Raw genomic sequence first — 26116 nt, 5'->3', positions numbered from 1 at the left:
TTCCAAGGGGGAACAATGTTTATATTTCTACACATATTTCTCTTCCCCAATACAGGGGAAGAGACTTTACAGCACAATATCAAACACTTGCTCAAGTTCCAGTTTATAAAGCTGGTCCTCGTCTCCTTTTATCCATACTGTTTTTTCAAACTCTTCATACCGGCAGATTTTCCCCGTACATCGGACAATTTCACCATCTTGAAAGCAGCTGACAGTGATATTCTGAGCAAACTCCATCGCGGCGCAAAGCGTTTGATTCATTTCCTCCAGCTTATCAGGATCGAGAATCGGCTTTTGCAGCTTCTGTTTATGGCGCTTTCTCTCAAGCAGGCTTTGTCTATGTTCCGGCAGAAACATTCTGCTTCCTTCCCACAATAGATTGCCTCTCTTTAAATGGTCGTTCATTTATAGTGCCCTCCTATTTTAGCCGCACGTTCAAATGCCTGGCCTGCCGCTGTCAGTGACGCCGCTCTGATGATAGCTGTGTCGCCGAATCGGTTTTTAATGCCGTCCACCACATAGCCAAGGCTCATTTTTTTGGCATAATCCTGAAATAAATTGAGCTGCCATATGTCATCAGATGAAAGCTGTGACAGATTGACCCCGAGACGGCGGACAGGCTTCCCGTCCCAAAATCTAAGAAACAGTCCGCATACAGCCTCATATACATCCTGGGTGGAATTTGTCGGTTCCGCCAGCTTCACTTGCCGGTTAAAGCCTGTTGGCCAATTAAAGTCAGCACCCCGGCAGCTCACGGACACCGTCTGTCCCATGACACCGGCGTTTCGACTTCTCCTGCACACCTCTTCACTCAACTCCAACAGCACGACCTTGATTTCTTTGTCAAATTGTTCGTAGTCTCTCGGGAGAGTCATTCCGTGGCCTATCGCCTTTTGCCCGTCCAGAGATGAAGTTGATACAGGGGAATTGTCGATCCCGTTCGCCGTCATCCACAGCACGTGGCCGTTAATGCCCCATTTCTTTTTTAAAAGATTGAGCGGAAAAGCCGCAAGCCCGCCGATCGTGCTGATGCCCATTCGGGTTAAATGATGCTTCATGCGGCTCCCGACGCCAAACATGCTGCCCACCGGAAGCGGCCACATGTCAGTTTTCATATTTTCTTTCGATAAGGTAAAAATGCCACTCTTATTCTTTTTGGCAAAGTTGTCACACGCAATTTTGGCCAGCGCTTTATTAGGACCGATTCCGACCCGCGCATAAATGCCGATCTCCCGCATAATTCTGCCCTGAATGCTGTTTGCGATCTCTTCCGGCGTCCCAAACAGCTTTTGACTGCCTGTAATGTCCATGAACTGTTCATCAATGGAATACGGCTCTACAAGCTCTGTATATTCCTCTAAAATAGCCGTAATTTGCAGTGATACATCAATATACCGCTGCATACGGGGCCGAAGCACAACAGCTTCAGGGCACTTTTCCTGCGCCTCCCACAGCCGGGAAGCATTCGCCACACCCTTTTGTTTCGCCAGCGGGCAGGCAGCCAATACGACTCCGCCTCTTTTTTCAGGATCACCTGACACAATGACGGGCCTATTTTTCAAATGTGGATTTTCCGCTTTCTCTACAGATGCATAAAACGATTGCATGTCAACGAGAAAAATCACTTTTTCTTTCATCATACACACCTCTGACAAGGAACTTATGTTCGTGATTTCATTATATGCGAAAGTATGTTCGATTTATACTGGTAAATGATTCTTGTCTGAGAGAAAATATGAGCCAGGGGTGTGAGAGAAGAAAAACATTTAGTAGACTAAAAGCGAAACATAAAGATAGGAGCGTCATAATGGAGAAATTCGTCGAAAAAATGATGGGGCAGGCACTTCGTCAATACGGCAGAAATGTTGCCATAGATCCGTTAAGCCCGTATGAAAAACAAAGCTTGAAATCAGCCTTAGAAGAGAGACGGAATGAAGAACCCGATGAGGATCTGCATGCGCATATAGAGGATATCATTTATGACTATGTCACAAACCAAGGGCTGTTCTCTTAAACGCAGGCTGCACCGCACAATCCTCCTCACAACAGGATAAGCTGTCCATTTCCCGCTATCATGAGGGTTTCCTCACTTGTAATGATTATAGTTACATTTACAATCGACGAAGTGCTTTTATCCTCTATGATGGATTTGCAGATCGATTTGGCGCTGGCCGGCCGATCTGTTCTAAGCGGAATCACCCTGCTCGGCCTGCCATTTTTAGCGTTCGCCTATCGGCAGATGAAAGGAGAAATGACAAAACACCGGTCCGCGCTGGAAAAGCCGCTTTAAACAAAAAACGGGAGAGAACCAATCTCTCCCGCAACAATGAGATGATGACCATAAATATAGGCGGTGTAATGTTTCAGCTTTTCGTATTTATCGTATTCGCCGCTGTCATCTTTGCAGCTGTGACAAGTTTCAAGTACGCGGAGATTCGAAAAGCGTAGCTGACCCGCATAGAGACAGCCGATCCGAAGATTATGATTAATCGTTTGGGACAACGAGCTCTACCTTTATCTGGTCCGGATCCTCACAATATACTGCGTAACGCCCGTCCCCTCCGGCAAAAGGATACCTGTCTTAGTACAACACACGATAGCCTTTTGAGGTTAATTTTTCCATCATCAGGTCAACTTGAAGCTTGGATTCAGCGTGATGATTCGGCCCGACACGGCATCTGGGGCATTTCGGCTCTAGAAATCGCTCTTTGCGCCTGCACAATCACAAGGTAAAAACGAGATTTTTCCCAGCTAATTCCGAAATCCTATTTTTATACTCTTTATAGCCAATCTTTTAAAAACCATCCCCAAAACCGCATAGACACTTCCAAATCAGAGACATACAGTTCAATATGATGCATGACATTACACCCGCCTTACCAGCACTTGTTCAACCTTATGCCCGTCTCCCTTGCGCAAAATGAGGTCCGATCTGAATTTAGTCGGCAGGATATTTTCATACAAATTCGGACGATTGACCGTCTCCCAAATCGAAGCTGCCATCTCGTCAGCCTCCTGATCAGACAAGTCTTTAAATTTATGAAAATAAGAATCGGGATTTTGGAAAGCTGTTTCCCGAAGCAGACGAAAACGCTCTAAATACCAAGTGAAAATCCGGCTTTCCTCCGCGTCCACATAAATCGAAAAATCAAAGAAATCGGAAACAAAAATACGCGGGTTTTCCCGGTCATCTTCCAAGGTTGGCGACTGAAGAACATTAATGCCTTCAATAATCACAATATCGGCCTGTTCTACAACCTCAAACATGCCTTCCTCGCGGTCATAGGTAAGATGGGAATACACCGGGGCCTTTACGCTGTCTTTTCCTGATTTTAAGTCGTTCAAAAATTCGAGAAGCGCCTTTACGTCATAGCTTTCAGGAAACCCTTTTCGTGACAGCAAATTTTTCTTTTTCAGCTCGGCTGTAGAAAATAGAAAACCATCTGTGGTGATAAGGCTCACTTTAGGCCGGTCCGGCAACCGCGAAAGCAGCTTCTGTAAAATCCGCGCTGTTGTGCTTTTTCCGACTGCCACACTGCCGGCGATGCCAATTATAAATGGAATTTTGGCGGAATGAGGGTGCTTCAAAAAACCATTAACATGCTTATTGCGCTCAGCAGCAGACTTCACATGCAAATGAAGCAGGCGAACAAGCGGGATATAGATCGTTTCCACTTCTTCGACAGAAAGGTAATCATTCAGCCCTTCCACAGCTTTTGCTTCCTCTTCAGAGACAGCAATCGACAAATGTCCGCCAAAACCAGACCAAGACTCACGATTGTGCTGTGTATATAATGTATGTAAATTAAGCTCTTTATTTTTCACTGTTGACACCTAGCTCTCTGTAGGTTAAAACCCTTACAAAGATTGTAACGGAAAACCCTTTCACTGTCTGCTTATTTTTTTATTTCATTTTTTAGTAAACCTGCACCGATCTGGTTAAACGCAGCCATTTCTTCTTGCGGAACCATACTTCCTCCCGTTCCCCAGACAACATGTACCGCGTGCTCCATCTCATATTTCTGGCAATAGCGTCTGCCTTCTTCTGTCGAAAAAAGCTGAACTGGACCGAACATGCCGGCAAGAGCAGAAGGCTCTAAGTATTGATTTTCAGTTACAGCCAGCATATGCAGCAACGTGTAAAGCGTATCATCCTCTACCGTATAACAGCCGCTCAGCAGCGGTTCAATGAGCTGACCGACAAATCCCGACGGCCTCCCTACAGCCAGTCCGTCAGCAGCTGTCCGATTATCTAAGCCGATATCCTGGACAGAAATCTTCTCATGGAGGCCGGAATAAAGCCCTAACAGCATACACGGTGAATGAGTCGGCTCTGCAAAAAACACATGAACATGGTCGCCATATAAAAGCTTCAGCCCAAACGCCACACCACCCGGCCCCCCGCCGACACCGCATGGCAGGTACACAAACAGCGGCGTCTCACGGCTCGGTCGTATATTCATACAGTCGAGCTGTGTTTTTAATCGTCTGGCTGCCACCGCATATCCTAAAAACAGCTGGCGGGAATGTTCATCATCAATGAAATAACAGAACGGATCTTGCTCCGCCTGCTGTCTCCCTTCTTTCACCGCTTCACTGTAATCTGATTCATACTCCATGACAGTAACACCCTTTTGGCGAAGCATATCCTTTTTCCACTGCTTAGCATCCGCGGACATATGCACTGTCACGCGAAATCCGAGTGCGGCACCGATGATGCCAATGCTTAATCCGAGATTTCCTGTCGAACCGACAGCAAGCGAGTAACGGGAAAAAAACACGGCAAACCGCTCTTCCTGTAAGATTCGGTAATCATCAGTTTCATGAAGCATTCCTGCCTGAAGCGCCAGCATTTCAGCATGCTTTAATACTTCATAAATTCCGCCCCGCGCTTTAATCGATCCTGAAATCGGCAGCTCATGGTCGCACTTTAAAAGCCACCTTCCGGGAAAAGACAGCTCGTATGCCTCTTCCAGCTTTTTCTTCATATGCTCTATTTCAAAAAGCGGAGACTCGATCATACCGTTGGCATCTTTCGTCTCAGGAAACACTTCGGCAATGTAAGGAGCGAATCGGCTTAGCCTTTTTTCAGCCTCCGTTATCTCGCTTTCCCACTCATCTGCATGGAATAACAGCTCCTCTTTCTTGCCCGAATTTGCCCATAATACAGGCTTTGTATCAATCAATTTCTGAATAAACGGATCTTTGAGCAGAACGTGAAGAACTTCTGAATGAATTGACATTCAACGATCTCTCCCTTTCACTAATAAAAACCGCCTCATGAACATACCAACAAAAGCCATTTCGACAGTTCCCTCTTTATTTTTTCATGAGCACGCGCCCTGCTACCTTTTCAACGAGAGCTGGAAACAACTGATACAGCTTAGTGCCGGCGTTCATGAAACGCGGAAGATTGATCTCCCGTTTGTTCGTGAAAATAGCAGCTGTAATGTGAGCTGCCACATCATCAGGATCGAGCATCCAGCGCCCGACATTTTTGACATAGTCCCCGCCTTTATCAGCAATGGAAAAAAAGTCTGTCTGAATCGGTCCCGGATTGACAGTTGTCACATAAATGCCGGTTCCCGACAGCTCCATCCGCAAAGCGTTTGAGTAGCCTAGCACAGCATGTTTTGTCGCAGAATAAAGACTTGATTTCGGTGTTGCGATTTTCCCCGCTTGAGAGGCGATATTGATGATATGGCCCTTTTTTTGCTCAAGCATTTGCGGGAGCACCGCTTTTGTACAGGCGATCAGGCCGAAGACATTTACATCAAACATCGCTTTCATGTCTTCCAATGTCGAGTCTAAAACCGTTTCAAAGATACCGAAGCCCGCATTGTTAATCAGTACATCCACCAAGCCGATCTGATCGCGGACCCGGGCGATATCCTCCAGGCGGCCGACATCCAGAGGGAAAATCTCACACTGTCCGCTCCATTCCCCGGTTATTTTCCTTTTGATTTCTATCAAGCGGTCCTCACGTCTTGCCGACAGCAGGACGTGGGCTCCTTCAGCTGCGCATAAGTATGCGATTCTTTCACCGAGCCCCCCTGAGGCGCCTGTTATCCAAATCCGTTTTCCTGCTAAATCCTTCACCCATTTCACCTCTTCATTGTTCTAAAATATGATGTATTTCCTTCCCAATATGGCGTGATGGATTCTTCAGCCGCCAGCACATCAAGATGCCCAACCGTTTCTGACATCGTCAAAAATAATTCCCTTTCATACACAGCAGGAAAAAGCTGCTGACAGACCTGAAAAGCGGTCATCGGCTTTTCAGCCAGCATACGCCGCACTTCCTCCGTTCTGTTCCTCCGCTTGTCAAAGCGCTTCTCAATCAATGCCTGTACGCTGGTAATCATGTCACCATGACCCGGAAACACGATCGTTGGATTAAGCTCAGACAGCCTCCGCAAAGACTGCTGATAATTAATTAAAGGCGTTGACCTTATGACTCCTGCTTTCGGGGCTTCCAGAATCGGATTAGACGAGCTGTTGGTCAGCAGAAGATCGCCGCCAAGCATTCTCCCGCTTTTTTCATGGAATAAGACGATATGCGACTCAGCATGTCCAGGCATCTCCAAAACAGACCAGCCTTCCAGTCCATCAATGCTCATCCCTTCTCTGACTGTTTTCGTCAAGGATCTTGTACAGGAAAAGGCGTACGCTGACCGAATCAGCTTTTCTGCCTTTTCTGTATCAAAAGGAACGCCTAATTCAGGCAGCAGCTTTTGAAAAAAACGTTTTTGCCAATCCATAAAAACTTGATCTCGGCTAATATAAGGTTCGTTGAACGGGTGCCCAATCACTTCGATTTCATCAGAAAAGATATCAAGCAAGCCGGCGTGATCAGCATGATGGTGAGTCAGTACAACCTGCTCAATATCTGACATTTTCACATGGATAGCGGCAAGCTGCTCCTCAAGGGCTCTGCCAGCCTTTTTTGTATTTGGCCCGGCATCGATAAGTGTCAGCGCATCACCTTTTACGAGGTAAACGATAACGTCGCCTACAGCAAACGGTGTCGGAACGCGAATTGGAATGATGTCTAGAGTTGTCATCCTTTCTCTCCTTGTCTTCATTCATTAGTCCCTATTTTAGCTTTTTCTCGGTCTTGTGTCATTATTTGCTGAATGAGAATGACCTTTTTGAAAAAGTGATTGACATTAGCTTGTCCGCCATAGCATAATGAACAACAAAATAAAACGAGAACCATTGGAACGCTATGACGAGGAATAATATACAAGGCGATGGCCAAAAAGAGCGATCCCCCAGGCTGAAAGGTATTAGGAAAACCTAAACGTTTCCCGCGTTACGGGATGTGAGCTGGGCACAATCTGTGCCCAGAGGGTGGTACCGCGAACCTTTTCGTCCTTTATGTGATGAAAAGGTTTTTTGTCGTTCTGATAAAAGGAGGATATGAATGAAAAAGATAGGATTTGTCGGCGCTGGTTCTATGGCAGAAGCACTGATTAAAGGTATTTTGCATAGCGGCATCACAAAACCAGAATATATCTATATCACAAACCGCTCAAATGACGAGCGGCTGATTGAACTAAAAGAAACGTACGGTGTGCGTCCATGCAGAGATAAAAATGAGTTTTTCGCTCACACCAATATCATTTTTCTCGCCTTTAAACCGAAAGACGCGGCGGAAAGCATCAGCAGTCTGCGCCCGTATATCAAAGACCAGCTTGTCATTTCAGTGCTTGCAGGCCTTACTATCGACACCATTCAGCACTATTTTGCCAGAAAGCTCGCAGTCATTCGTGTCATGCCTAATACATCAGCAGCGATCGGAAAATCAGCAACCGGTTTTTCCGTAAGCGCTGAAGCAAGCGAGGACGATATGGCTGCCGCAAAAACGCTATTAGAAACAGTCGGTGATGCCACACTGGTTGAGGAACGCCATCTTGACGCTGTCACGGCGATCGCCGGCAGCGGTCCAGCCTACGTATACCGGTATATCGAGGCGATGGAAAAAGCGGCACAAAAAGTAGGATTGGACAAGGAAACAGCAAAAGCACTCATTTTGCAGACAATGGCCGGAGCAACAGATATGCTTCTTCACAGCGGCAAACAGCCTGAACAGCTGCGGAAGGAAATCACGAGCCCGGGAGGCACAACAGAGGCAGGTCTTCGCGCTTTACAGGACGCCCGATTTGAAGAAGCGATTCTTCACTGTATTGAGGAAACCGCTAAACGCAGTGCTGAAATCAAAGAACAGTTTGCCGGTGCTGCCTTAGGGAAGCATTCATAGATATAATAAAAGAGAGAAGCCGCCGAGTCTTCTCTCTTTTATTTTTCCTGCACCAGCTGTCCTTGTTTGAATAAGGAGGAGATGGTGAACGAAAGCAAGTCCGGAAGCACTTCAAAGGAATAAGGCATATACAGTCTTTCCGTCCATTTGTGCGGGTCCTTTCCAGCCGGACCAACGTTGAACACCGGGACATCTAAAGCCTGGTCTTTACCGCTTGGCAGTGAATATCCTCGATTAAAGAGCGGCATATTGCTTGTGTACGCGTCAACCTCCTGCTTCTCCAGCTGCAGATAGCTTAAGTCTGAAAGTCCCGGGAAATACTGAACCTCCCGTAACACTATGCCATATCTGTCAAAGGTATAACGTATAAGCTGATCAGCTGTATTCCTGATCAATTGATCGTCCTTTGAAGAAACCGCCGGATAAAACGGCGGGCTGTAAAAAAGAACAATGAGCGGCGCATCCTCCTTACAAAGCGAGGCAAGCTCGGATACCATTTTGGTCGAAAAATCCCTGTCTCCAAGATCTCCTCTGTTGGCAAAGGCATAATTTATAGCCCGCTCTATTTCCGAAACCTCAGCACACTTTTTCGCACGTGCGACCAGCTCATCAAATGGCAAAACAGTGACAGCCCGCTCCATCGGCTGAAACGACTCAAATTGCTGAAAAGCCTGTGTTTTCTTCCGAATATTCGCGATGATTTCCTCCGCCGCCTGTTCTGCAGTTTTAAGTAGCATCTGATGCAGCTCACTGGCTGAGCGTTTCATTGACAGCACATTAAATAACGTGACAGCTGTATGCGGTGTCTGAACTGAATACGCTTCTTTCAAGTCCTTTTGCATGAGGTTTACCGGCGGCGGAGTGACTTCGCCATCAACCTTTTCGCAAAAATCCGCATTCAGTTCGAGCAAACGGTTCAGCTCAGATACCATTAAATTTGCGTTTATGCCGGAAAATGGCTCTCCGACATGAGTCTCAATCCCCTTGCAGAAAAATCCCGCAAGCACCTTGCCAATACTCCCTGTATAAACATATTGCTGCTGGTCGCCGGGAAACTTTTCAAACATCGGTTCAGCATTCAAACAAGCAGTTAATGTGATATCATGCGTTTTCTCCATTGCCTTCAGTACAGGAACCGCTTCAATCATACCTCTTGAGTTTACCTCTTCATCAGGAACCGTGATTAACAGCACGTTGCCCTCAAATTGCCTGTTCATCGCCCGTTCCAGCATCGACAGCTGAACAGCAAGCCCCGCTTTCATATCCATCGTGCCTCTTCCAAACAGCCAGTCTCCGCTTTCAGCGTCTCTTTTCACCTGTTCCGGAAGCAGCTCTTTTTTCTTTAGAAAAGAGCGTAAAAGCTCAGCAGGTTTACAAGCCATATGTTTAAATTCTCCGTAATCTTCAATGTCTACGACATCAAAATGGCTCAGCAGAAGCACTGTCTTCTTGACATTCTTCTTTTTGACCAAAGCTGTAAGAAAGGATCTCCCATCGTTCATCGGATGAAGTGTGACATCATCAGAATGTTTTTGAAAATAAGGCTTATCCTTCAAAATAAAATAAAGATATTCCGCAAGTGCTGCCTCGCCCTTTGAACCGGTGATGCTTTCGTATTGCACAAGAGAAGTTAAAAGGGTCAGCAATTCATCTTTCGTCTGCCAATTCATCGATTTCCGCCCCCTCCTATGTATAAAAACGCTTCCAGCCTGGAAAATAAAATAATTCCCTGTCTATTATACAGATATGTTTAACAAAATCGGATCTTTTGAGCAGTTTATATGACGGGAAAGAAATGAGTTGATATAATCAATTCCTAAAAACCTTACGGGAGGCGAAAGAAATGGCTAGAAAATTATTTACACCCATTACAATCAAAGATATGACGTTAAAAAACCGCATTGTTATGTCGCCAATGTGCATGTATTCTTCTCATGAAAAGGACGGAAAATTGACACCGTTCCACATGGCACATTACATATCACGTGCAATCGGCCAGGTTGGGCTCATTATTGTGGAGGCATCAGCGGTTAACCCTCAAGGCCGAATCACAGACCAAGACTTAGGAATTTGGAGTGACGAGCATATTGAAGGCTTTTCCAAACTGACTGAGCAGGTCAAAGAACAAGGTTCAAAAATCGGTATCCAGCTTGCACATGCCGGACGTAAAGCAGAGCTTGAAGGAGATATTTTCGCTCCATCGGCGATTGCGTTTGACGAACAATCAGCAACACCTGTAGAAATGTCGGCAGAAAAAATAAAAGAAACGATTCAAGAGTTCAAACAAGCGGCTGTGCGCGCTAAAGAAGCCGGCTTTGACGTGATTGAAATTCATGCGGCACACGGATACTTAATTCACGAATTTTTATCTCCGCTTTCCAATCACCGCACAGATGAATACGGCGGCTCACCAGAAAACCGCTATCGTTTCTTAAGAGAGGTCATCGATGAAGTCAAACAAGTATGGGATGGACCATTATTTGTCCGTGTATCTGCTACTGACTATACAGACAAAGGCTTAGACATCGCCGATCACATCGGTTTTGCAAAATGGATGAAGGAGCAAGGTGTTGATGTAATCGACTGCAGCACAGGCGCCCTTGTTCATGCAGACATTAACGTATTCCCTGGCTATCAGGTCAGCTTCGCTGAGAAAATCCGTGAACAGGCTGGCATGGCAACTGGTGCTGTCGGCATGATTACAAATGGATCAATGGCTGAAGAAATTCTGCAAAACGAACGTGCCGATCTCATCTTTATCGGCAGAGAGCTTTTACGGGATCCATTCTTTGCAAGAACTGCTGCCAAACAGCTCAATACAGAGATTCCGGCCCCTGTTCAATACGAAAGAGGCTGGTAAAGTCCAAAAGAGATATCCTCAACCGGATATCTCTTTTTTATTTTTAGAGAAACGATCAGCTAACGTTCTCCGTCTCCCTAGTAGAACCAATTAGAGGAGATGACTCCAATGAACACAGCTTGGATGGAAAAGACATATACGATTGACGGATGTGCATTTCATACACAACACCGGAGAGGATCAGGCGGTGTAACGATTGTCTTTGAGGCCGGCTACGGTACTTCTTCTGAAACGTGGAAACCATTAATGGCGGACATTGATGATGAATTTGGCATTTTCACATATGATCGGGCGGGAATAGGAAAAAGCGGACAAAGCAGCGCAAAACGAACAGCTGAACAACAGGTGAAAGAATTGGAGAGTTTGCTGAAGGCAGCAGATGTAAAACCACCTTATTTGGCTGTTTCACACTCATACGGAGCTGTCATTACCGGTCTATGGGCCTGCAAAAACAGGTGTGATATTATCGGCATGGTCCTTCTTGATCCTGCTTTAGGAGATTGTGCAGGCTTCACCTTTATACCTGAAGAAATGCACAAATCATATAAGAGAAAGATGATGCTTGAGGGCACACATGCGGAGTATTCAAAAAGTCTGCAGGAGCTCAAACAGCGGCAAGTCCATTTAGGAAACATGCCTCTGCTTGTGCTGTCATCAGGTGAACGAACCCAGAAATTCGCTGCCGAACAGGAGTGGCAGCACCTGCACAGCAGCATATTGTCTCTATCTAACCAAAGCGGCTGGATTCAAGCTAAAAACAGCTCGCACAACATCCATCATGATGAACCCCACATCGTTCATTTGGCTATTTATGATGTATGGTGCGCAGCGTGCCAGCAGGCCGCTCCGCTTTATCAGGCAGTCAATTAAAAAAAGAAGACCGGATATGTAATGCTCCGGTCTTCTTTTCTATTATTTTGTTTCGATGTGAATATTTTTTCAGCTCTAAACGGTCTGGATTCGTGCGTTTGTTTTTTGTTGTGATGTCATTTCGATCTCCTGTTTCAATGGCTAACGTAAATCCTTAAATAAGAGCTCTCCGCATCAGCTCCGCGGGACGTTTACCTCTAAGAAATCAGACGCCACCACGCTGTTCGAGAAAACCTCAGCCGCTTCTTTTTGCAGTTCCAGAGAGATATCACCCTGATATCTGGCGCTAATATGGGTTAAAATGAGCTTCTTCGCTCCGACTTCTTTTGCTGTGACGGCTGCTTGCTCTGTTGTACTGTGAAAATAATCATAAGCAAGCTTCCGATCTTCCTTGGAAAAAGTCGCTTCATGAACAAGCACATCACAGTCCATTGCAAGGTCTTTTAGCTTGTCACTTACTCTCGTATCTCCGGAAAACACAACAGCTCTTCCCTTTTTAGGAGGCTCCAGAAAGTCATTCCCATTGATGATGCGCCCATCTTCTAACGTAACCGTTTCGCCTTTTTTAATTCTTTGATATACAGGTCCTGGCGGGATCTTCATTTCCTTTAATACATCTGCCTTTAAGGAACCAGACACATCTTTTTCCTGCACACGGTATCCGAACGCTTCGATTCCATGAATGACAGATACTGCTGTCACAATAAACTGATCATCTTCAAACACGATTCCTTCTTCGATTTCTTCGATCACAAGCGGATATGTCAAATGAGTTTTCGTGACCGCAAGGCTTGTTTCAATAAACGCTTTGATTCCTTTAGGTCCGTACACCGTCAATTCGTCCTCTCCGCCTTGAAAAGAACGGCTCCCCAGAAGCCCCGGAAGTCCGTATACATGATCGCCGTGCATATGTGTAATGAAGATTTTTTCTATTTTACGAGGTTTAATTGATGTATGTAAAATCTGGTGCTGTGTAGCTTCTCCGCAGTCAAACAGCCATACCGAACGCCTTTCTTCAAGCAATTTCAATGCCACCGACGTTACGTTTCTCGCCTTCGCGGGAATGCCGGCTCCTGTTCCTAAAAAAAGTAATTCCACATTTCCTTCCTCCTACTAGAACTAGTTACCTACAAGAATACAGGATCATGCGCAAAATGTGAATCTTGCCCTTAAAAGGAACAATCCTTTCGTTCTAGAAACATTTTTACGGCATTCTTCAAAAAAAGGGCTGAAATGTTTGCTTTCGTCGAATTTTAGATTTAAAATGAAGGAAATATACGGGGTGTACTAAAATAAAGCTTCGAATAAAGTGAGGTACTTTTAGTGAAAACAAACCAACAACCAAAAGCAGTAATTGTCATATTCGGTGCAACTGGAGATTTAGCAAAACGAAAATTGTATCCGTCTATTCACCGTTTATATCAAAACGGACAAATCGGAGAAGAATTCGCAGTTGTAGGAGTTGGAAGAAGACCTTGGTCTAATGAGGACCTTCGCCAAACGGTTAAAACTTCTATTGCCTCATCTGCTGATAAATATATAGATGATTTCACGTCTCATTTTTATTATCACCCATTTGATGTGACAAACCCTAGCTCTTATCAAGAACTTAACGTATTGCTTAACCAGCTGGAAGATACATATCAAATTCCGAACAATAGAATGTTCTACTTGGCAATGGCGCCTGAATTCTTCGGCACAATTGCAAAAACATTAAAATCAGAAGGTGTTACGGCAACAACCGGATGGTCCCGCCTTGTGATTGAAAAGCCGTTTGGCCATGATCTGCAAAGCGCACAGGCACTGAACACAGAAATCCGCAAAGCATTTACGGAAGATCAAATTTACAGAATCGACCACTATCTAGGCAAACAAATGGTACAGAACATCGAAGTCATCCGATTTGCCAATGCGATTTTCGAACCGCTTTGGACAAACCGCTACATCTCAAATGTTCAAATCACATCGAGTGAATCACTTGGCGTCGAAGACCGTGCAAGATATTATGAAAAATCAGGCGCTCTGCGTGACATGGTGCAAAACCACATGATGCAGATGGTTGCCCTTCTTGCTATGGAGCCGCCGATCAAATTGAATACAGAAGAAATCAGAAGCGAAAAAGTAAAAGTGCTGAGAGCGCTGCGTCCTGTTAAAACAGATGAAGTGGATGAGTATTTTGTGCGCGGACAATATCAGGCTGGGGAAATTAACGGCCTGCCGGTTCCCGCTTATACGGATGAAGATAATGTCGCTCCTGACTCCAATACAGAAACCTTTGTTTCAGGAAAGCTTTTGATCGATAACTTTAGATGGGCTGGCGTTCCATTCTATATCCGCACCGGAAAACGATTGAAAGAAAAGTCTACAAAAATTGTCATTCAGTTTAAGGACATTCCGATGAATCTGTATTACGGCAATGAAAGCAACATGAATCCGAACTTGCTCGTCATCCATATTCAGCCTGACGAAGGCATTACGCTTTATCTAAATGCCAAAAAGCTCGGAGGAGGAGCACACGCTCAGCCAATCAAGCTGGATTATTGCAGCAATTGCAATGACGAAATGAATACCCCTGAAGCATATGAAAAATTAATTCATGACTGCCTTCTTGGCGATGCAACAAACTTTGCACACTGGGATGAAGTTGCCCTTTCATGGAGCTTTGTTGACTCCATCTCTGAAACATGGGCAGCAAATAAAACCTTGTCACCAAACTACGAATCAGGCTCTATGGGACCGAAAGCATCAGATGATCTTTTGGCGAAAGACGGCTTGAACTGGTGGAATATATAAGATGAAAAAAGCCGGAAATGCTTATGAGCATACCCGGCTTTTTTCATCTGTCCATAAGGCATTCCTGTCATTCAACAAAAACCCCGAAGCTTTAAGGCTTCGGGGTTTTTGTTCATTATTTCATCCATTCAGTATGGAAGATGCCTTCTCTATCCGTACGCTCATAAGTATGAGCGCCAAAGTAGTCACGCTGTGCTTGAATCAGGTTTGCAGGCAATACTGCTGTACGGTAGCTGTCATAATAAGCTAATGCACTTGAGAATGATGGCACCGGAACACCTTGGGCGACAGCAAGCGAAATCACTTGGCGAAGCGCCCCTTGGTAGCTTTCCACAATATTTTTGAAGTAGCTGTCAAGAAGAAGGTTGGCAAGCTCAGGCTCACGATCGTAAGCTTCTTTGATCTTCTGAAGGAACGCCGCGCGGATAATGCAGCCACCGCGGAAGATCATAGCGATTTCGCCATATTTCAGATCCCAGTTATATTCTTCAGAAGCAGCTTTCATTTGAGCAAATCCTTGTGCATAAGAACAGATTTTACTCATGAACAGCGCTTTTCTCACTGCCTCAATCAGCTCTGCTTTATTTTCGGTAACAGGCTTCACGTCTGGTCCTGAAAGAATGCCGCTCGCTTTCACACGCTCTTCCTTCATAGCTGAGATAAAGCGTGCGAATACAGATTCAGTAATAATCGGAAGCGGAACACCTAAGTCAAGTGCGCTTTGGCTTGTCCATTTTCCTGTTCCTTTTTGGCCTGCTTTATCAAGAATCACATCAACAAGCGGTTTGCCTGTTTCTTCGTCTTTTTTCGTAAAGATGTCAGCTGTAATCTCAATCAAATAGCTGTCAAGCTCACCCTTATTCCATTCAGCAAAAACGTCATGAAGCTCGTCAGCTGAAAGACCTAGCACTTGTTTCAAAATGAAGTATGATTCAGAAATCAGCTGCATATCTCCGTATTCGATACCGTTGTGGACCATTTTTACGTAATGGCCTGCACCGTCGGGGCCAATATATGTCGTACAAGGTTCACCGTCAACTTTTGCAGAAATCGCTTCAAGAATCGGCTTTACAAGCTCATGTGCTTCTTTTTGTCCGCCAGGCATGATAGAAGGCCCTTTAAGCGCTCCTTCTTCTCCGCCGGAAACGCCTGTTCCGATAAAGTGAATGCCGCTTTCAGCGAGTTCTTTGTTACGGCGCTGTGTATCTTTATAGTATGTATTTCCGCCGTCAATTAAAATATCATCCTTCTCTAGATGAGGAAGAAGAGATTGAATTGTCGCATCTGTTGCAGTTCCCGCTTTAACCATTAATAAGATTTTACGCGGTTTTTCCAAGGATTGCACAAACTCTTCAATACTGTATGTGCCAACAACATTTTTGCCTGTTGCCTCCTGCAAAAACTCCTCAGTTTTACTGCTTGATCTGTTGTAAACAGAAACAGAAAATCCCCTGCTTTCGATATTTAAAGCCAGATTTTTACCCATGACCGCAAGACCGATAACGCCGATTTGTTGTTTTGACATATTCTAACGTCCCTTCTGCAAACGTTTAATCATTTTAAAATTTAAATTAAAATAAAATGATATTTATATTAAAGAAATTACCATACTTTCACCCTTTTTTTCAAGCGATTCAGCTTTTCTTTTCATCTTGAAAAAAATCTTTATTAAAGCTTGTCCCCTTTGTTTTGCTCTCCTCTTTTTTTATCCTTGCCCCTTTTTTAATCAATTTGGAGCCGTACTTCTCATTCAGCTTTTCAATCATCTGCTGAATAGGCTCGTCCTTCGCATCTTCATTAAAGCTGAACAAATCAAGCTGCTTATAGGCCTGCTCTTTTTCTACTAAATCCGTTCCGGTAATGCCAAGCAGCCTGACAGGATTTTTATTCCAGTGTTTAAAAAAGAGATGCTCTGCTTCTTTCATAATGTCATTTTTTTGATCAATCGGGTTTCTCAGCGTGATGCTTCTCGTAATGGTTTTCCAATCTGCATATCTAATCATAATAAAAAGCTTCGAAGCCATCACTTCTTTACGCTGTAAGCGATCACTCACAGAGGCGGACAGCCTTCTGAAAACCCCTAACAGCTCCTCTTCATCACTGGAATCATGTGAAAGTGTTGATGAGTTGCCGACGCTTTTAAATTCGTAAATGCGCTCCGGGTCAACCGGTGCAAGGTGAATGCCGTTTGCTTTATGTTTAAGGCGCGGCCCATTAATGCCTAGCAGGCGCTTCAGCGAGTGTTCATCAGCTGCAGCTAACTCTCCAATTGTATGAATGGCAAGCCCCTTCAGCTTTTCGGCTGTCTTTTTGCCAACTCCGTGCATCTCTCCCACAGGGAGCGGCCAAAGGATATCAGGGACCTGCCTCTTTCTTAAAATCGTGATGCCAAGCGGCTTTTTCATGTCAGATGCCATCTTAGCGAGAAATTTATTCGGCGCGATTCCTATGCTTGATGGAAGCAGTAGCTCTTTTTGCAGCCTGTTTTGGATTTCTTCTGCCGTTTCAAGCGCACGGCTGCTGTAGGGTGTATCGGTCATGTCCATATACCCTTCATCGATGGAGACAGGCTCTACCAGATCAGTATATTCACGGAGGATGTTAAACATCGCCCTTGAAGAGCTTCTATAGCGATCAAAATTCGGCGGAAGAACGATGAGCTCAGGACAATTGCGCTTCGCTTCCCAAACAGGCATCGTTGTTTTGACACCGCGCGCTCTTGCTTCATAGCTGCATGTCACCACTATGCCCTTTCGCTCCTTTACGTTTCCGGCAACGGCGATAGGCTTCCCTCGGAGTGCCGGGTCATATGCCATTTCTACCGATGCGTAGAAGCTATTCATATCAATATGATAAATAATGCGGCCCTTTCCCGGCATAAACAAATCTCCCTTTTCGTTCATTAGACAACGGCTTGTACATATAGTAAAATGAAGGTATTGAATGGATGTGATTACAATGTTTGTGGAATCGATAAATGACGTTTTATTCTTAGTCGATTTTTTCACAATTATTCTTCCTGCTCTGACGGCAATCGGGATTGCATTCCTCTTACGAGAGTGCCGTGCCGGCGAGCAATGGAAATCTAAACGAACAGACGAACATCAGACAGTCTTTCAAATTAACCGAACAGACTTTCTTATTATTATATATCATCGCATTACAACTTGGATACGTAAAGTCTTCCGCATGAATTCGCCTGTGAACGATGACGAAGATGCGAGTTCCCTTCTTTTATAAATCGCATTTATAAAAAGGAGGAGAACAAATTGTTAAAAACGTATCAAAAACTGATAGCTTTAGGAATCTTTGTGTTCGTATTATGTTCTGGCAATGCTGCATTCGCGGCGACGAATCAGGTGGGAGGCCTCAGCAACGTCGGTTTTTTCCACGACTATTTAATCGAACCGTTTTCCGCTCTGCTTAAAGGTGTTGCCGGACTGTTCGGCGGAGAATACGGACTCTCTATTATTTTCGTCACTATTATTGTGCGTGTGGTTGTACTGCCTTTGTTTGTCAATCAGTTCAAAAAACAGCGCATATTCCAAGAGAAGATGGCCGTTATTAAACCTCAGGTTGACAGCATTCAGGCCAACTTAAAAAAGACGAAGGACCCGGAAAAGCAAAAAGAACTGCAAATGGAAATGATGAAGCTGTATCAAGAGCACAATATTAACCCGCTTGCGATGGGCTGTCTTCCAATGCTGATTCAGTCTCCGATTATGATTGGGCTTTATTACGCGATTCGCTCAACACCTGAAATTGCGTCACACTCATTTCTATGGTTCAGTTTAGGGCAATCTGATATTCTCATGTCCCTTAGTGCAGGGATTATGTATTTTGTCCAAGCCTATATCGCTCAAAAGCTGAGCGCGAAATATTCCGCTGTCCCGCAAAACCCTGCGGCACAGCAGTCTGCAAAATTGATGGTGTTCATCTTCCCTGTGATGATGACGATTTTCTCGCTTAATGTACCGGCAGCCCTTCCGCTGTACTGGTTCACAAGCGGGCTGTTCTTGACAGTGCAAAATGTTGTCCTACAGCTGACGCATCATAAAAATAAAAAAGCCGCTGCTCTTACAGAGACGGTGAAATAGCGAAACAACCCCGAGCGAAAAGCCGGGGTTGTTTTTTGTTTTACCTAATCCTTTTCTGTCAGGACTGAAGAGAAAATGGCGGCCCTACAAACAGATGTTTCGTTTAAAAAGAGAGAAACCGGGAATACCTTTACTCATATTAACTGAAAGGAGCATATACGTGACAGAACGCTTTCAGCAAAAAAATATATCTGTGCCTGAAGGAAAGTGGATCATGAGACAAACATGGAATGATGTCTTATTTGCCCACTGGCCTGTTGATTTTTCTATCCTTCGCGCTTTGGTACCTCCAGTTTTAGAAGTAGATACATATAACGGACAGGCTTGGGTCAGTATGCTCCCCTTTATGCTTACGAATCTAAGGGCGCGTTTCCTCCCTCCCATTCCCGGTGCGCGTGCTTTTCCCGAGCTTAACCTCCGCACCTATGTCACATATAAAGGCAAGCCCGGGATTTATTTTTTCAGTTTAGATGCTGATCACCGGCCGGCGGTCTTGGGTGCTCGCACGTTCTTTCATTTGCCATATTTTCACGCGGATATGAAAGCTGAGAAAAACGGAGACGGCATTCACTATGCCAGCAAGCGGAGAGATGGCAGGAAAGCCGTATTCCGCGCCGCATACCGGCCTGTTTCAGCCCCTTTTACAGCGGGAGAGGATTCACTCGATTATTGGCTGACAGAACGATACAGGCTCTATACCGCTTATCGCAACAAGCTCTTTTACGAAGACATTCATCATCATCCGTGGCTGCTGCAACATGCCGAGGCGGATATTTCAGTCAATACGGTGGCTGATGCTCACGATCTTACATTGCCAGATTCAGACCCCTTGCTTCATTACGCTAAAAAACAGGATGTGTTATTTTGGCCGCTTCGAAAATGGAACTAAACGCAAAAAAACCCGAATGCAATTTCCCGCACCGGGTTTTCTTTTTTATTTTGCCGCCTCTTCAATAATGGCAACAACCATTTCGGCCGTTTTGACGAGTTCTTCGACCGGCATTTTTTCATTTTTCGTATGAATTTGCTCATAACCGACAGCAAGATTAACTGTTGGGATGCCATGACCTGCAATTACGTTCGCGTCGCTTCCGCCGCCGCTTGTTTGCAGCTCGCTCGGACGGCCGATTTTAGCTGCCGCTTTTTTCGCGATTTCAACAACTTGGTCACCGTCTTTGTATTTAAAGCCCGGGTACATGACTTCAATTTCGACTTCTGCGCGTCCGCCCATTTCGGCAGCAGCCTCTTCAAAAGCAGCTTTCATTTTTTGAACTTGTGCTTCCATTTTCTCAGGAACTAAAGAGCGCGCTTCAGCAAGAATATGGACTTCATCACACACGATGTTTGTTTGTGTACCGCCTTCAAACCGGCCGATGTTCGCTGTTGTTTCTGCATCGATGCGGCCCAATGGCATTTTTGAAATGGCTTTGCTAGCGATTGTAATAGCTGAAATGCCTTTTTCAGGTTCAACCCCTGCGTGTGCAGTTTTTCCGTAAATGGATGCTCTTACCTTTGCCTGTGTCGGTGCTGCCACAATGATATTTCCGACTTTTCCGTCTGAGTCAAGGGCATAGCCGTAGGATGCCGTAATCATAGAACGGTCAAGCGCCTTCGCTCCGATCAGACCTGATTCCTCGCCTACTGTGATGATGAATTCAATCGTGCCGTGTTCAATGTTTTTTTCTTTCAGCACTTTAATTGCTTCAAACATGGCAGCCAGCCCTGCTTTATCATCAGCACCTAAAATCGTCGTGCCATCTGTTTTGACATAGCCTTCCTCAACAACCGGTTTTACGCCGTTTCCAGGTACAACTGTGTCCATATGAGATGTAAAATAGATCGTGTCTGTTTGTTTTGTTCCTTTTAATGTGCAGATCAGGTTACCGGCTCCGTGGCCAGTGATATCCATTGTATCGTCTTCTTTGACGTCCACACCTAAATCAGAAAATTTTCGTTTCAGCACTTTGTTAATTTCTGCTTCGTGTTTTGTTTCTGAGTCAATTTGGACAAGTTCTAAAAATTCTTCCAGCAGGCGTTTTTCATTCACCATTTGTAAGTCCCTCCATATTAAAGCGGTATGTTACCGTGCTTTTTTTTCGGTCTCTCTTCTGTCTTATGTGCAAGCATGCGGAAAGCTTGCATCAGTCTATTCCTTGATTCTTCCGGCAAAATGATATCATCGACCATTCCGCAGGCCGCCGCTTTGAATGGGCCCGCGTTTTGCTTTTTGTATTCAGCTGTTTTTTCACGTTTTGTCTTTTGGGGGTCTGCTGAAGCTTTTATTTCCTTTTCGTACAAAATTGATGCCGCGCCTTCTGACCCCATCACTGCGATTTCAGCATTCGGCCACGCAAACACAAGGTCTGCTCCGATTGCTTTGCTGTTCATAGCGACATAAGCGCCGCCGTACGCTTTTCTAATAATGAGTGTGACTTTCGGTACGGTCGCTTCTGCATAAGCAAACAATAATTTTGCTCCGTGTCTGATAATTCCGTTATGCTCCTGCTGAACACCCGGCAGAAATCCCGGGACATCCTCGACAGTTAACAGCGGTATATCAAATGCGTCGCAAAAACGGATGAATCTTGCCGCTTTATCAGCAGCGTCAATCGTCAGGCTGCCTGCCAGATGCTTCGGCTGACTTGCAATAATGCCGACTGTTTTTTCACCCAGCCTGGCAAATCCGATCACAATATTCTTCGCAAAAAACGGCTGAATCTCAAAAAAAGACTGCGGATCAGCCAGCTCCTGAATCACCGTTCGAACATCGTACGGCTTTGTTGTGTCAGCGGGCACGAGATGGTTTAATGACGATTTAGAGGCTTCTTTTTCCGGTAGCGGTGCTGTTGTCTGACTCTTCAGCGGCAAATAAGACAGCAGTTTTTTCACTCCTGTCAGAACCTCCTTCTCCGTATGTCCGGAAAAGTGGGCGTTTCCGCTGACGGCATTATGTATTCCCGCTCCGCCTAAGCTCTCCGCATCAACCTGTTCTCCTGTCACTTTTTCAATCACCTTCGGCCCGGTAATAAACATCCGCCCTGTCTGTTCAGCCATCAAAATAAAATCTGTGAGTGCCGGAGAATACACAGCACCACCAGCGCACGGCCCTAAAATAACCGAGATTTGCGGGATAACTCCAGAGTATAAGACATTTCGGTAAAATATGTGACCGTATCCATCTAATGATACCACACCCTCTTGAATTCTCGCACCACCTGAGTCATTCAGCCCGATAATCGGCGCCTTATTTTTTGCCGCCAAATCCATTAGTGCACAGATTTTTTTGGCATGGGTTTCGCCAAGCGCTCCGCCGAACACTGTGAAGTCTTGCGCGAATACATATACGGAGCGGCCGTCAATTGTGCCGTATCCTGTCACAACTCCATCTCCTAAAATACGCTGTTCTCTTGTTAACACTTGGCTTTCCATGAAGGGATAAAGCTCGATAAAGCTGTCCTGATCAAGAAGAAACCTGATCCTTTCCTGAGCGGTAAGTTTTCCCTTTTGCCGCTGTTTGGTCTGCTTTTCATGCCCGCCTCCTTGTTCAGCCTGCCTGCGTCTCGTGTATAAATGATCAATATGCTCATTCATGTTCATTTGTTTTGGTCTCCTTTCAGTTCACAAAGCTCTACAAGCACGCCGTTTGTTTCCTGCGGAGAAAGAAAGGCGATTTTTTTACCATTTGCTCCCTGTCTCGGATACCTATCAATCAATTGAACTTTCCGATCAGACAATGTTTGCAGCTGTTCAGATAAGCCGGTGCACGAAAACGCAACATGATGCAGCCCCTGCCCCTTCTTCTCTAAAAATATATAGACGGGGCTGTCAGGTGTCAATGGCTCTATCAGCTCCAGCTTGACATTTCCCGCCTGAAAAAATGCAACCTTCACCTTTTGCTCTTCTACCGTTTCTTGATGAAGACACACAAGCCCCAATATATCTTCATAAAAGCTTCTTACTTCTTCTATCGAAAAAACGGCTATCCCGATATGGTCAAGCCTGTTCATTTTCATCCCTGCTTTCTAAAAAGATATCGCTTGTCCGCCCAATCAAAACGCGCTAAAATATAGTCAGATGATCTAAGGAGTGAAACCATGTCTCAAAAACTAATGAAAAGCGTTTTAATCGTGATTTTGGGCGTTTTTATTCTTTCAACTGTACTCTCAGGAATCATGATGTTTTTCTAACGGTAAAAAAGCAGGCGGCCTTATCGTATGGGAACATCCTGCTTTTTTATCAAAGCTTTATGCTCAATGGCAATTCTCTCAAAAGAGCGGTTGTCGTCCGTAATCAGCACTTTTGTGCCCACCGGAATCGTTCGAAACAGATGAATGACCTCATCGTTATGCATACGTATACATCCGTTAGACACAAATTCCCCTATTGATTCTTCACGGTTTGTGCCATGAATTCCGTATATCCGCCCGTCTGTTCCTTTTGCGTCAAAGCCAATCCATCTTGCCCCAAGCGGGTTGTCAGGAGATCCTCCTTCTATATTTTTCTTTCTGTAAAAAGGATTCACCGCTTTAACCGTTATTGAAAACTCTCCTTCTGGCGTTAGATCGTCTGTTTTTCCAGTCGCCACGCTGTACACACCCTCTACTTTGCTGTCGAGGATAACAGCCAGTTCGTTTGTTCTCTTGTTGACAATGACATATGGATCGCCTGGCAGCGGGTTTTCGCCAAGCGGCCAAATCGGAGATATCCTCATAAAAATCGAACATAAAAAAAACACATCAGCTCCTCCTTTTTCATTAGGTTGACCAATGAAGGAAGAGCTCATGCGAATCATGCAAGTGATTTTTGTGCCTTTATTCCTTTAAAATAACTTTTGATGACTAAATATTGTTCCAATTCGCCGAGCAGATGGAAGAGAGCCGCTCTTGCTTCAAATTCCTCTCTGGTCTCTGGAAGCGGCATCTCCTCAAATTCTTTTCTCATATCAGCAAGTCTTTTTAGAAATATGTATGCCGTATTTCCCGGGTGTATCGCTTCCCGCAAATCGTGAATAAATTCAGCGATCATTTTTCCCTGCTCCACCGTAATAGAGATAGAAGTTACTTTAGGGAGAAGACGTTCAATAATTTCAAATTGTTTTTCTCTCATTTTAAAATAATGATAATGTGAATTTTCGTAACGCAGAATGTGGTTTTGCACATCTCGGTATGCCAGATTTTTTGCCTCTGTGAGGAGCTGGTGCGTTTCGGTAATTTCTTTTCCGGTCCAATCTTGCTCACTCGTTAACAAATACCGCTCTATTTCTGCGAAAATCACAGCAAAGTTATCTTCTACCTTTTTGCGATAGGCAATCAGCTTTCTGTCAAGGCTTGGCATATACAAGTTCATCAATAGAGCGACACCGATGCCAACTGTAATCAACTGAAACTCATTCCAGATGAAAGCAAGCGTAATACCGCCGGACATGTACAAGTGAAGGATAATAACAGAACTAGTGACGATTCCTTCGTTAATTTTTAACAGAACCGTAATCGGAATGAATATCAAAAGAAGGGCTCCGATCACAAACGGATGATAGCCAATCAGCTCGAAAAAGAGATAAGAAAAAAGAATTGCCAGGCAGCATGCGGCAAAGCGGGCCCATGACGCCTGAAGCGACCGTTTTTGTGTGATTTGAATGCACAAAATGGTGATAATTCCTGCTGATGCGAAGTTTTGCAAATGCAAAAGCTGGCTTATATAAATAGCCAAAGCTGTTCCAAGCGCGGTCTTTATTGTGCGGTAACCAATTTTAAACATGTCGTACTCCATTTCTATTTGTTTCTTCAATAAAAAAGAAGAAGCGATCAGACTTCTTCTTTTTTCTATATTCTATAATATTTTCTCTAAAAAGTCCTGCGCTCTTTTGGATTTTGGCGAAAGAAAAAATTCTTTTGGATTGCCGTCCTCGACAATCGTTCCTTGATCCATAAACAGGACACGGTCAGCCACTTCTTTCGCAAAGCCCATTTCATGTGTGACAATCACCATCGTCATACCGGTTTCAACCAGCTCTTTCATTACCTGAAGCACTTCTTTGACCATCTCTGGGTCAAGTGCAGAAGTCGGTTCATCAAACAGCATAACCTCCGGATTCATCGCAAGTGCCCGGGCGATGGCCACACGCTGCTTTTGTCCGCCTGATAAACGGTTTGGATAGTCGTTTTTCTTTTCAAAAAGGCCAACTTTGCGGAGCAGCTCTTCTGCTTTTTCTTTTGCAGCCTGCTTTGATTCTTTTTTTACATTAACAGGCGCGTACATGATATTTTCGAGAACGGTTTTGTGCGGAAAGAGGTGAAAATGCTGAAAAACCATCCCGATGTTTTCCCTGACCTTTAATGTGTTGGTTTTCGGCTTCGTAATCTCTTTGTCTTTGATTGTAATGGTTCCGCCGTTAGGCTTCTCCAACAGGTTTAAACAGCGAAGGAATGTTGATTTGCCTGAACCAGAAGGGCCGATTACGGCAACAACCTCACCTTCAGCAATTGTTGTTGATATATTTTGTAATACTTCGTGTTTCCCAAATGATTTTGACAGCTTTTCAACCTTAATCATTGGATTTCAGCTTCCTTTCTACAGCCTTGCCGATAAACGTTAAAATCAAGACAAGCACATAATAAATCAATCCGGCGATAATAAGCGGCTCAAGATAATTGTAAGTGGCGGCGCCAGCTTGATATGCGCGTCTCATGACATCACCAAGCCCAATGACAGTGACGATCGCCGATTCTTTTGTTAGTGTAATTAATTCATTCATAATGGCGGGTGAAATATTTTTGAAGGCCTGCGGCAGCAGCAGATCCTTCATCATTTTTCCATATGGGACACCGAGTGCAACAGCCGCCTCTTTTTGTCCTTTATCAATGGCATTGATGCCGGCTCTGATAATTTCCGATACATATGCGGCAGAATTCAATGACAATGCGGCAACCGCCGCCCAAAACTGATCAATTTGAAATCCGATCAGCTGAGGAAGTCCGAAATACACGATCATAAGCTGCAGCACTAACGGCGTTCCGCGGAACACCGAAGTATAAAAATCAGCGATCCAGCTGAGCGGTCGGAACGTGCTGATCTTGAATAAACTTAGCACAATACCTAGTATAAGTCCGATAATGGCTGATACAATGACAATTTTCAACGTAATAGCCAAGCCTTCTAATATAAAAGGAATTTGGGGGATTGTTGCTGAAAAATCCAAATTCATAGCCTTTGTCTCCTTTTCTTACAGGAAAA

27 protein-coding genes and 3 pseudogenes are annotated in these 26116 nt (G+C 44.7%); 10 read left to right on the top strand and 20 right to left on the bottom strand.

The genetic code is table 11. The features are described 5' to 3' along the window. Positions 1-66 precede the first annotated feature (66 nt). Positions 67-405, bottom strand: a complete 339-nt coding sequence (locus tag BTW01_RS08280; RefSeq protein WP_162102522.1) for a YolD-like family protein — start codon at positions 403-405, stop codon at positions 67-69. Beyond that, on the bottom strand, positions 402-1640 hold the full coding sequence (locus tag BTW01_RS08275; RefSeq protein WP_162102521.1) for a DNA polymerase IV: 1239 nt from the start codon (positions 1638-1640) through the stop codon (positions 402-404). The genes BTW01_RS08280 and BTW01_RS08275 overlap by 4 nt, the downstream gene beginning before the upstream one ends. A gap of 167 nt (positions 1641-1807) precedes the next feature. Here BTW01_RS08275 and BTW01_RS08270 point away from each other — a divergent pair, with 167 nt between their 5' ends. Next, a complete protein-coding gene (locus BTW01_RS08270) occupies positions 1808-2014 on the top strand; it encodes a YqzH family protein (protein ID WP_162102520.1) in 207 nt (68 codons plus the stop codon). Positions 2015-2080: 66 nt separating this feature from the next. Beyond that, positions 2081-2290: pseudogene (locus BTW01_RS08265) on the top strand (MFS transporter); the annotation flags it as partial. Here the strand turns inward: BTW01_RS08265 and BTW01_RS08260 are convergent. The 6 genes and pseudogenes from BTW01_RS08260 to BTW01_RS08235 all read right to left on the bottom strand — a co-directional run bounded on the left by BTW01_RS08260 (position 2287) and on the right by BTW01_RS08235 (position 7064). Beyond that, complete coding sequence (locus tag BTW01_RS08260) at positions 2287-2502, bottom strand: hypothetical protein (RefSeq protein ID WP_162102190.1); 216 nt, start codon at positions 2500-2502, stop codon at positions 2287-2289. The pseudogene BTW01_RS08265 and the gene BTW01_RS08260 overlap by 4 nt on opposite strands. Then, positions 2486-2861: pseudogene (locus BTW01_RS08255) on the bottom strand (VOC family protein). Before BTW01_RS08255 ends, BTW01_RS08260 begins: the two are co-directional and overlap by 17 nt. 4 nt (positions 2862-2865) lie before the next feature. Continuing rightward, on the bottom strand, positions 2866-3825 hold the full coding sequence (coaA, locus tag BTW01_RS08250; RefSeq protein ID WP_162102519.1) for a type I pantothenate kinase: 960 nt from the start codon (positions 3823-3825) through the stop codon (positions 2866-2868). A gap of 71 nt (positions 3826-3896) precedes the next feature. Beyond that, entirely contained in the window at positions 3897-5243 is a 1347-nt protein-coding gene (gene dsdA, locus BTW01_RS08245) for a D-serine ammonia-lyase (RefSeq protein ID WP_162102518.1), read from the bottom strand. A 76-nt stretch (positions 5244-5319) separates the two neighbouring features. Beyond that, positions 5320-6099 carry an SDR family oxidoreductase gene (locus BTW01_RS08240; RefSeq protein ID WP_162102517.1) on the bottom strand — a complete coding sequence of 260 codons (780 nt, stop codon included), beginning with the start codon at positions 6097-6099 and terminating at the stop codon, positions 5320-5322. A gap of 5 nt (positions 6100-6104) precedes the next feature. Next, complete coding sequence (locus BTW01_RS08235) at positions 6105-7064, bottom strand: MBL fold metallo-hydrolase (protein ID WP_162102516.1); 960 nt, start codon at positions 7062-7064, stop codon at positions 6105-6107. 362 nt (positions 7065-7426) lie between these two features. Between BTW01_RS08235 and proC the strand changes: the two genes are divergently transcribed. Beyond that, positions 7427-8263 carry a pyrroline-5-carboxylate reductase gene (gene proC / locus BTW01_RS08230; RefSeq protein ID WP_162102515.1) on the top strand — a complete coding sequence of 279 codons (837 nt, stop codon included), beginning with the start codon at positions 7427-7429 and terminating at the stop codon, positions 8261-8263. Between the two features lie 38 nt (positions 8264-8301). On the opposite strand, the gene BTW01_RS08225 is transcribed toward proC, so the two are convergent. Continuing rightward, on the bottom strand, positions 8302-9933 hold the full coding sequence (locus BTW01_RS08225; protein WP_162102514.1) for a M20/M25/M40 family metallo-hydrolase: 1632 nt from the start codon (positions 9931-9933) through the stop codon (positions 8302-8304). Between the two features lie 173 nt (positions 9934-10106). Here BTW01_RS08225 and namA point away from each other — a divergent pair, with 173 nt between their 5' ends. Together namA and BTW01_RS08215 are read left to right on the top strand one after the other, a co-directional pair. Next, a complete protein-coding gene (gene namA / locus BTW01_RS08220; RefSeq protein WP_162102513.1) occupies positions 10107-11123 on the top strand; it encodes an NADPH dehydrogenase NamA in 1017 nt (338 codons plus the stop codon). A gap of 108 nt (positions 11124-11231) precedes the next feature. Continuing rightward, entirely contained in the window at positions 11232-11993 is a 762-nt protein-coding gene (locus BTW01_RS08215; protein WP_162102512.1) for an alpha/beta fold hydrolase, read from the top strand. Here the strand turns inward: BTW01_RS08215 and rpmG are convergent. Next, entirely contained in the window at positions 11986-12132 is a 147-nt protein-coding gene (gene rpmG / locus BTW01_RS08210; RefSeq protein WP_162102814.1) for a 50S ribosomal protein L33, read from the bottom strand. The two genes, BTW01_RS08215 and rpmG, sit on opposite strands and share 8 nt — an antisense overlap. 35 nt (positions 12133-12167) lie before the next feature. Then, positions 12168-13091: a ribonuclease Z gene (rnz, locus tag BTW01_RS08205; RefSeq protein ID WP_162102511.1), complete on the bottom strand. Its 924-nt coding sequence runs from the start codon at positions 13089-13091 to the stop codon at positions 12168-12170. Between the two features lie 225 nt (positions 13092-13316). Here rnz and zwf point away from each other — a divergent pair, with 225 nt between their 5' ends. After that, entirely contained in the window at positions 13317-14786 is a 1470-nt protein-coding gene (gene zwf, locus BTW01_RS08200; RefSeq protein ID WP_162102510.1) for a glucose-6-phosphate dehydrogenase, read from the top strand. Between the two features lie 115 nt (positions 14787-14901). On the opposite strand, the gene gndA is transcribed toward zwf, so the two are convergent. Both gndA and BTW01_RS08190 read right to left on the bottom strand, forming a co-directional pair. Further along, a complete protein-coding gene (gndA, locus tag BTW01_RS08195) occupies positions 14902-16311 on the bottom strand; it encodes an NADP-dependent phosphogluconate dehydrogenase (RefSeq protein WP_162102509.1) in 1410 nt (469 codons plus the stop codon). 109 nt (positions 16312-16420) lie between these two features. Beyond that, on the bottom strand, positions 16421-17665 hold the full coding sequence (locus BTW01_RS08190) for a DNA polymerase IV (protein WP_162102508.1): 1245 nt from the start codon (positions 17663-17665) through the stop codon (positions 16421-16423). A gap of 73 nt (positions 17666-17738) precedes the next feature. On the opposite strand from BTW01_RS08190, the gene mifM reads away from it, so the two are divergent. The 3 genes from mifM (at position 17739) to BTW01_RS08175 (ending at position 19772) form a co-directional block, all read left to right on the top strand. Further along, on the top strand, positions 17739-18026 hold the full coding sequence (gene mifM, locus BTW01_RS08185; RefSeq protein WP_075746683.1) for a membrane protein insertion/folding monitor MifM: 288 nt from the start codon (positions 17739-17741) through the stop codon (positions 18024-18026). Between the two features lie 29 nt (positions 18027-18055). Further along, on the top strand, positions 18056-18883 hold the full coding sequence (locus BTW01_RS08180) for a membrane protein insertase YidC (protein WP_162102507.1): 828 nt from the start codon (positions 18056-18058) through the stop codon (positions 18881-18883). Positions 18884-19043: 160 nt separating this feature from the next. Then, positions 19044-19772, top strand: a complete 729-nt coding sequence (locus tag BTW01_RS08175; RefSeq protein WP_162102506.1) for a YqjF family protein — start codon at positions 19044-19046, stop codon at positions 19770-19772. Between the two features lie 45 nt (positions 19773-19817). Here the strand turns inward: BTW01_RS08175 and BTW01_RS08170 are convergent, their stop codons facing one another. The 3 genes and pseudogenes from BTW01_RS08170 to mce form a co-directional block, all read right to left on the bottom strand. Beyond that, complete coding sequence (locus BTW01_RS08170; protein WP_162102505.1) at positions 19818-20933, bottom strand: M20/M25/M40 family metallo-hydrolase; 1116 nt, start codon at positions 20931-20933, stop codon at positions 19818-19820. A gap of 17 nt (positions 20934-20950) precedes the next feature. After that, entirely contained in the window at positions 20951-22474 is a 1524-nt protein-coding gene (locus BTW01_RS08165) for an acyl-CoA carboxylase subunit beta (RefSeq protein WP_162102813.1), read from the bottom strand. After that, positions 22467-22890 (bottom strand): annotated as a pseudogene (gene mce / locus BTW01_RS08160) (methylmalonyl-CoA epimerase). Before mce ends, BTW01_RS08165 begins: the two are co-directional and overlap by 8 nt. Before the next feature lie 87 nt (positions 22891-22977). Between mce and prli42 the strand changes: the two are divergent. After that, entirely contained in the window at positions 22978-23070 is a 93-nt protein-coding gene (gene prli42, locus BTW01_RS08155) for a stressosome-associated protein Prli42 (RefSeq protein ID WP_162102503.1), read from the top strand. 20 nt (positions 23071-23090) lie between these two features. Here prli42 and BTW01_RS08150 read toward each other — a convergent pair whose 3' ends face one another. From BTW01_RS08150 to artQ, 4 genes are all read right to left on the bottom strand, one after another. After that, positions 23091-23594 (bottom strand): L,D-transpeptidase, encoded by a 504-nt coding sequence (locus BTW01_RS08150; RefSeq protein ID WP_238391409.1) that lies wholly within the window; start codon positions 23592-23594, stop codon positions 23091-23093. Between the two features lie 77 nt (positions 23595-23671). Beyond that, positions 23672-24640 carry an aromatic acid exporter family protein gene (locus BTW01_RS08145; protein ID WP_162102501.1) on the bottom strand — a complete coding sequence of 323 codons (969 nt, stop codon included), beginning with the start codon at positions 24638-24640 and terminating at the stop codon, positions 23672-23674. Positions 24641-24712: 72 nt separating this feature from the next. Further along, entirely contained in the window at positions 24713-25435 is a 723-nt protein-coding gene (gene artR, locus BTW01_RS08140) for an arginine ABC transporter ATP-binding protein ArtR (RefSeq protein WP_162102500.1), read from the bottom strand. Next, positions 25428-26087: an arginine ABC transporter permease ArtQ gene (gene artQ, locus BTW01_RS08135; RefSeq protein ID WP_162102499.1), complete on the bottom strand. Its 660-nt coding sequence runs from the start codon at positions 26085-26087 to the stop codon at positions 25428-25430. The genes artR and artQ overlap by 8 nt, the downstream gene beginning before the upstream one ends. Positions 26088-26116 lie beyond the last annotated feature (29 nt).

Origin of the sequence: Bacillus sp. SKDU12, from assembly GCF_010093085.1 — a bacterium.
Lineage (GTDB): Bacteria > Bacillota > Bacilli > Bacillales > Bacillaceae > Bacillus > Bacillus mexicanus.
The sequence above is the reverse complement of the archived record's forward strand: the minus strand, read 5'-3'. Positions and strand labels throughout refer to the sequence as shown.

Coding starts and splice junctions, on each gene's coding strand:
- BTW01_RS08145 (WP_162102501.1), bottom strand. CDS start 24,640: ATGTTTAAAATTGGTTACCGCACAATAAAGACCGCGCTTGGAACAGCT.
- artR (WP_162102500.1), bottom strand. CDS start 25,435: ATGATTAAGGTTGAAAAGCTGTCAAAATCATTTGGGAAACACGAAGTA.
- BTW01_RS08150 (WP_238391409.1), bottom strand. CDS start 23,594: ATGAGGATATCTCCGATTTGGCCGCTTGGCGAAAACCCGCTGCCAGGC.
- artQ (WP_162102499.1), bottom strand. CDS start 26,087: ATGAATTTGGATTTTTCAGCAACAATCCCCCAAATTCCTTTTATATTA.
- namA (WP_162102513.1), top strand. CDS start 10,107: ATGGCTAGAAAATTATTTACACCCATTACAATCAAAGATATGACGTTA.
- BTW01_RS08270 (WP_162102520.1), top strand. CDS start 1,808: ATGGAGAAATTCGTCGAAAAAATGATGGGGCAGGCACTTCGTCAATAC.
- BTW01_RS08275 (WP_162102521.1), bottom strand. CDS start 1,640: ATGATGAAAGAAAAAGTGATTTTTCTCGTTGACATGCAATCGTTTTAT.
- BTW01_RS08225 (WP_162102514.1), bottom strand. CDS start 9,933: ATGAATTGGCAGACGAAAGATGAATTGCTGACCCTTTTAACTTCTCTT.
- BTW01_RS08190 (WP_162102508.1), bottom strand. CDS start 17,665: ATGCCGGGAAAGGGCCGCATTATTTATCATATTGATATGAATAGCTTC.
- prli42 (WP_162102503.1), top strand. CDS start 22,978: ATGTCTCAAAAACTAATGAAAAGCGTTTTAATCGTGATTTTGGGCGTT.
- BTW01_RS08235 (WP_162102516.1), bottom strand. CDS start 7,064: ATGACAACTCTAGACATCATTCCAATTCGCGTTCCGACACCGTTTGCT.
- BTW01_RS08215 (WP_162102512.1), top strand. CDS start 11,232: ATGAACACAGCTTGGATGGAAAAGACATATACGATTGACGGATGTGCA.
- dsdA (WP_162102518.1), bottom strand. CDS start 5,243: ATGTCAATTCATTCAGAAGTTCTTCACGTTCTGCTCAAAGATCCGTTT.
- proC (WP_162102515.1), top strand. CDS start 7,427: ATGAAAAAGATAGGATTTGTCGGCGCTGGTTCTATGGCAGAAGCACTG.
- gndA (WP_162102509.1), bottom strand. CDS start 16,311: ATGTCAAAACAACAAATCGGCGTTATCGGTCTTGCGGTCATGGGTAAA.
- BTW01_RS08280 (WP_162102522.1), bottom strand. CDS start 405: ATGAACGACCATTTAAAGAGAGGCAATCTATTGTGGGAAGGAAGCAGA.
- BTW01_RS08170 (WP_162102505.1), bottom strand. CDS start 20,933: ATGGTGAATGAAAAACGCCTGCTGGAAGAATTTTTAGAACTTGTCCAA.
- BTW01_RS08165 (WP_162102813.1), bottom strand. CDS start 22,474: ATGAATGAGCATATTGATCATTTATACACGAGACGCAGGCAGGCTGAA.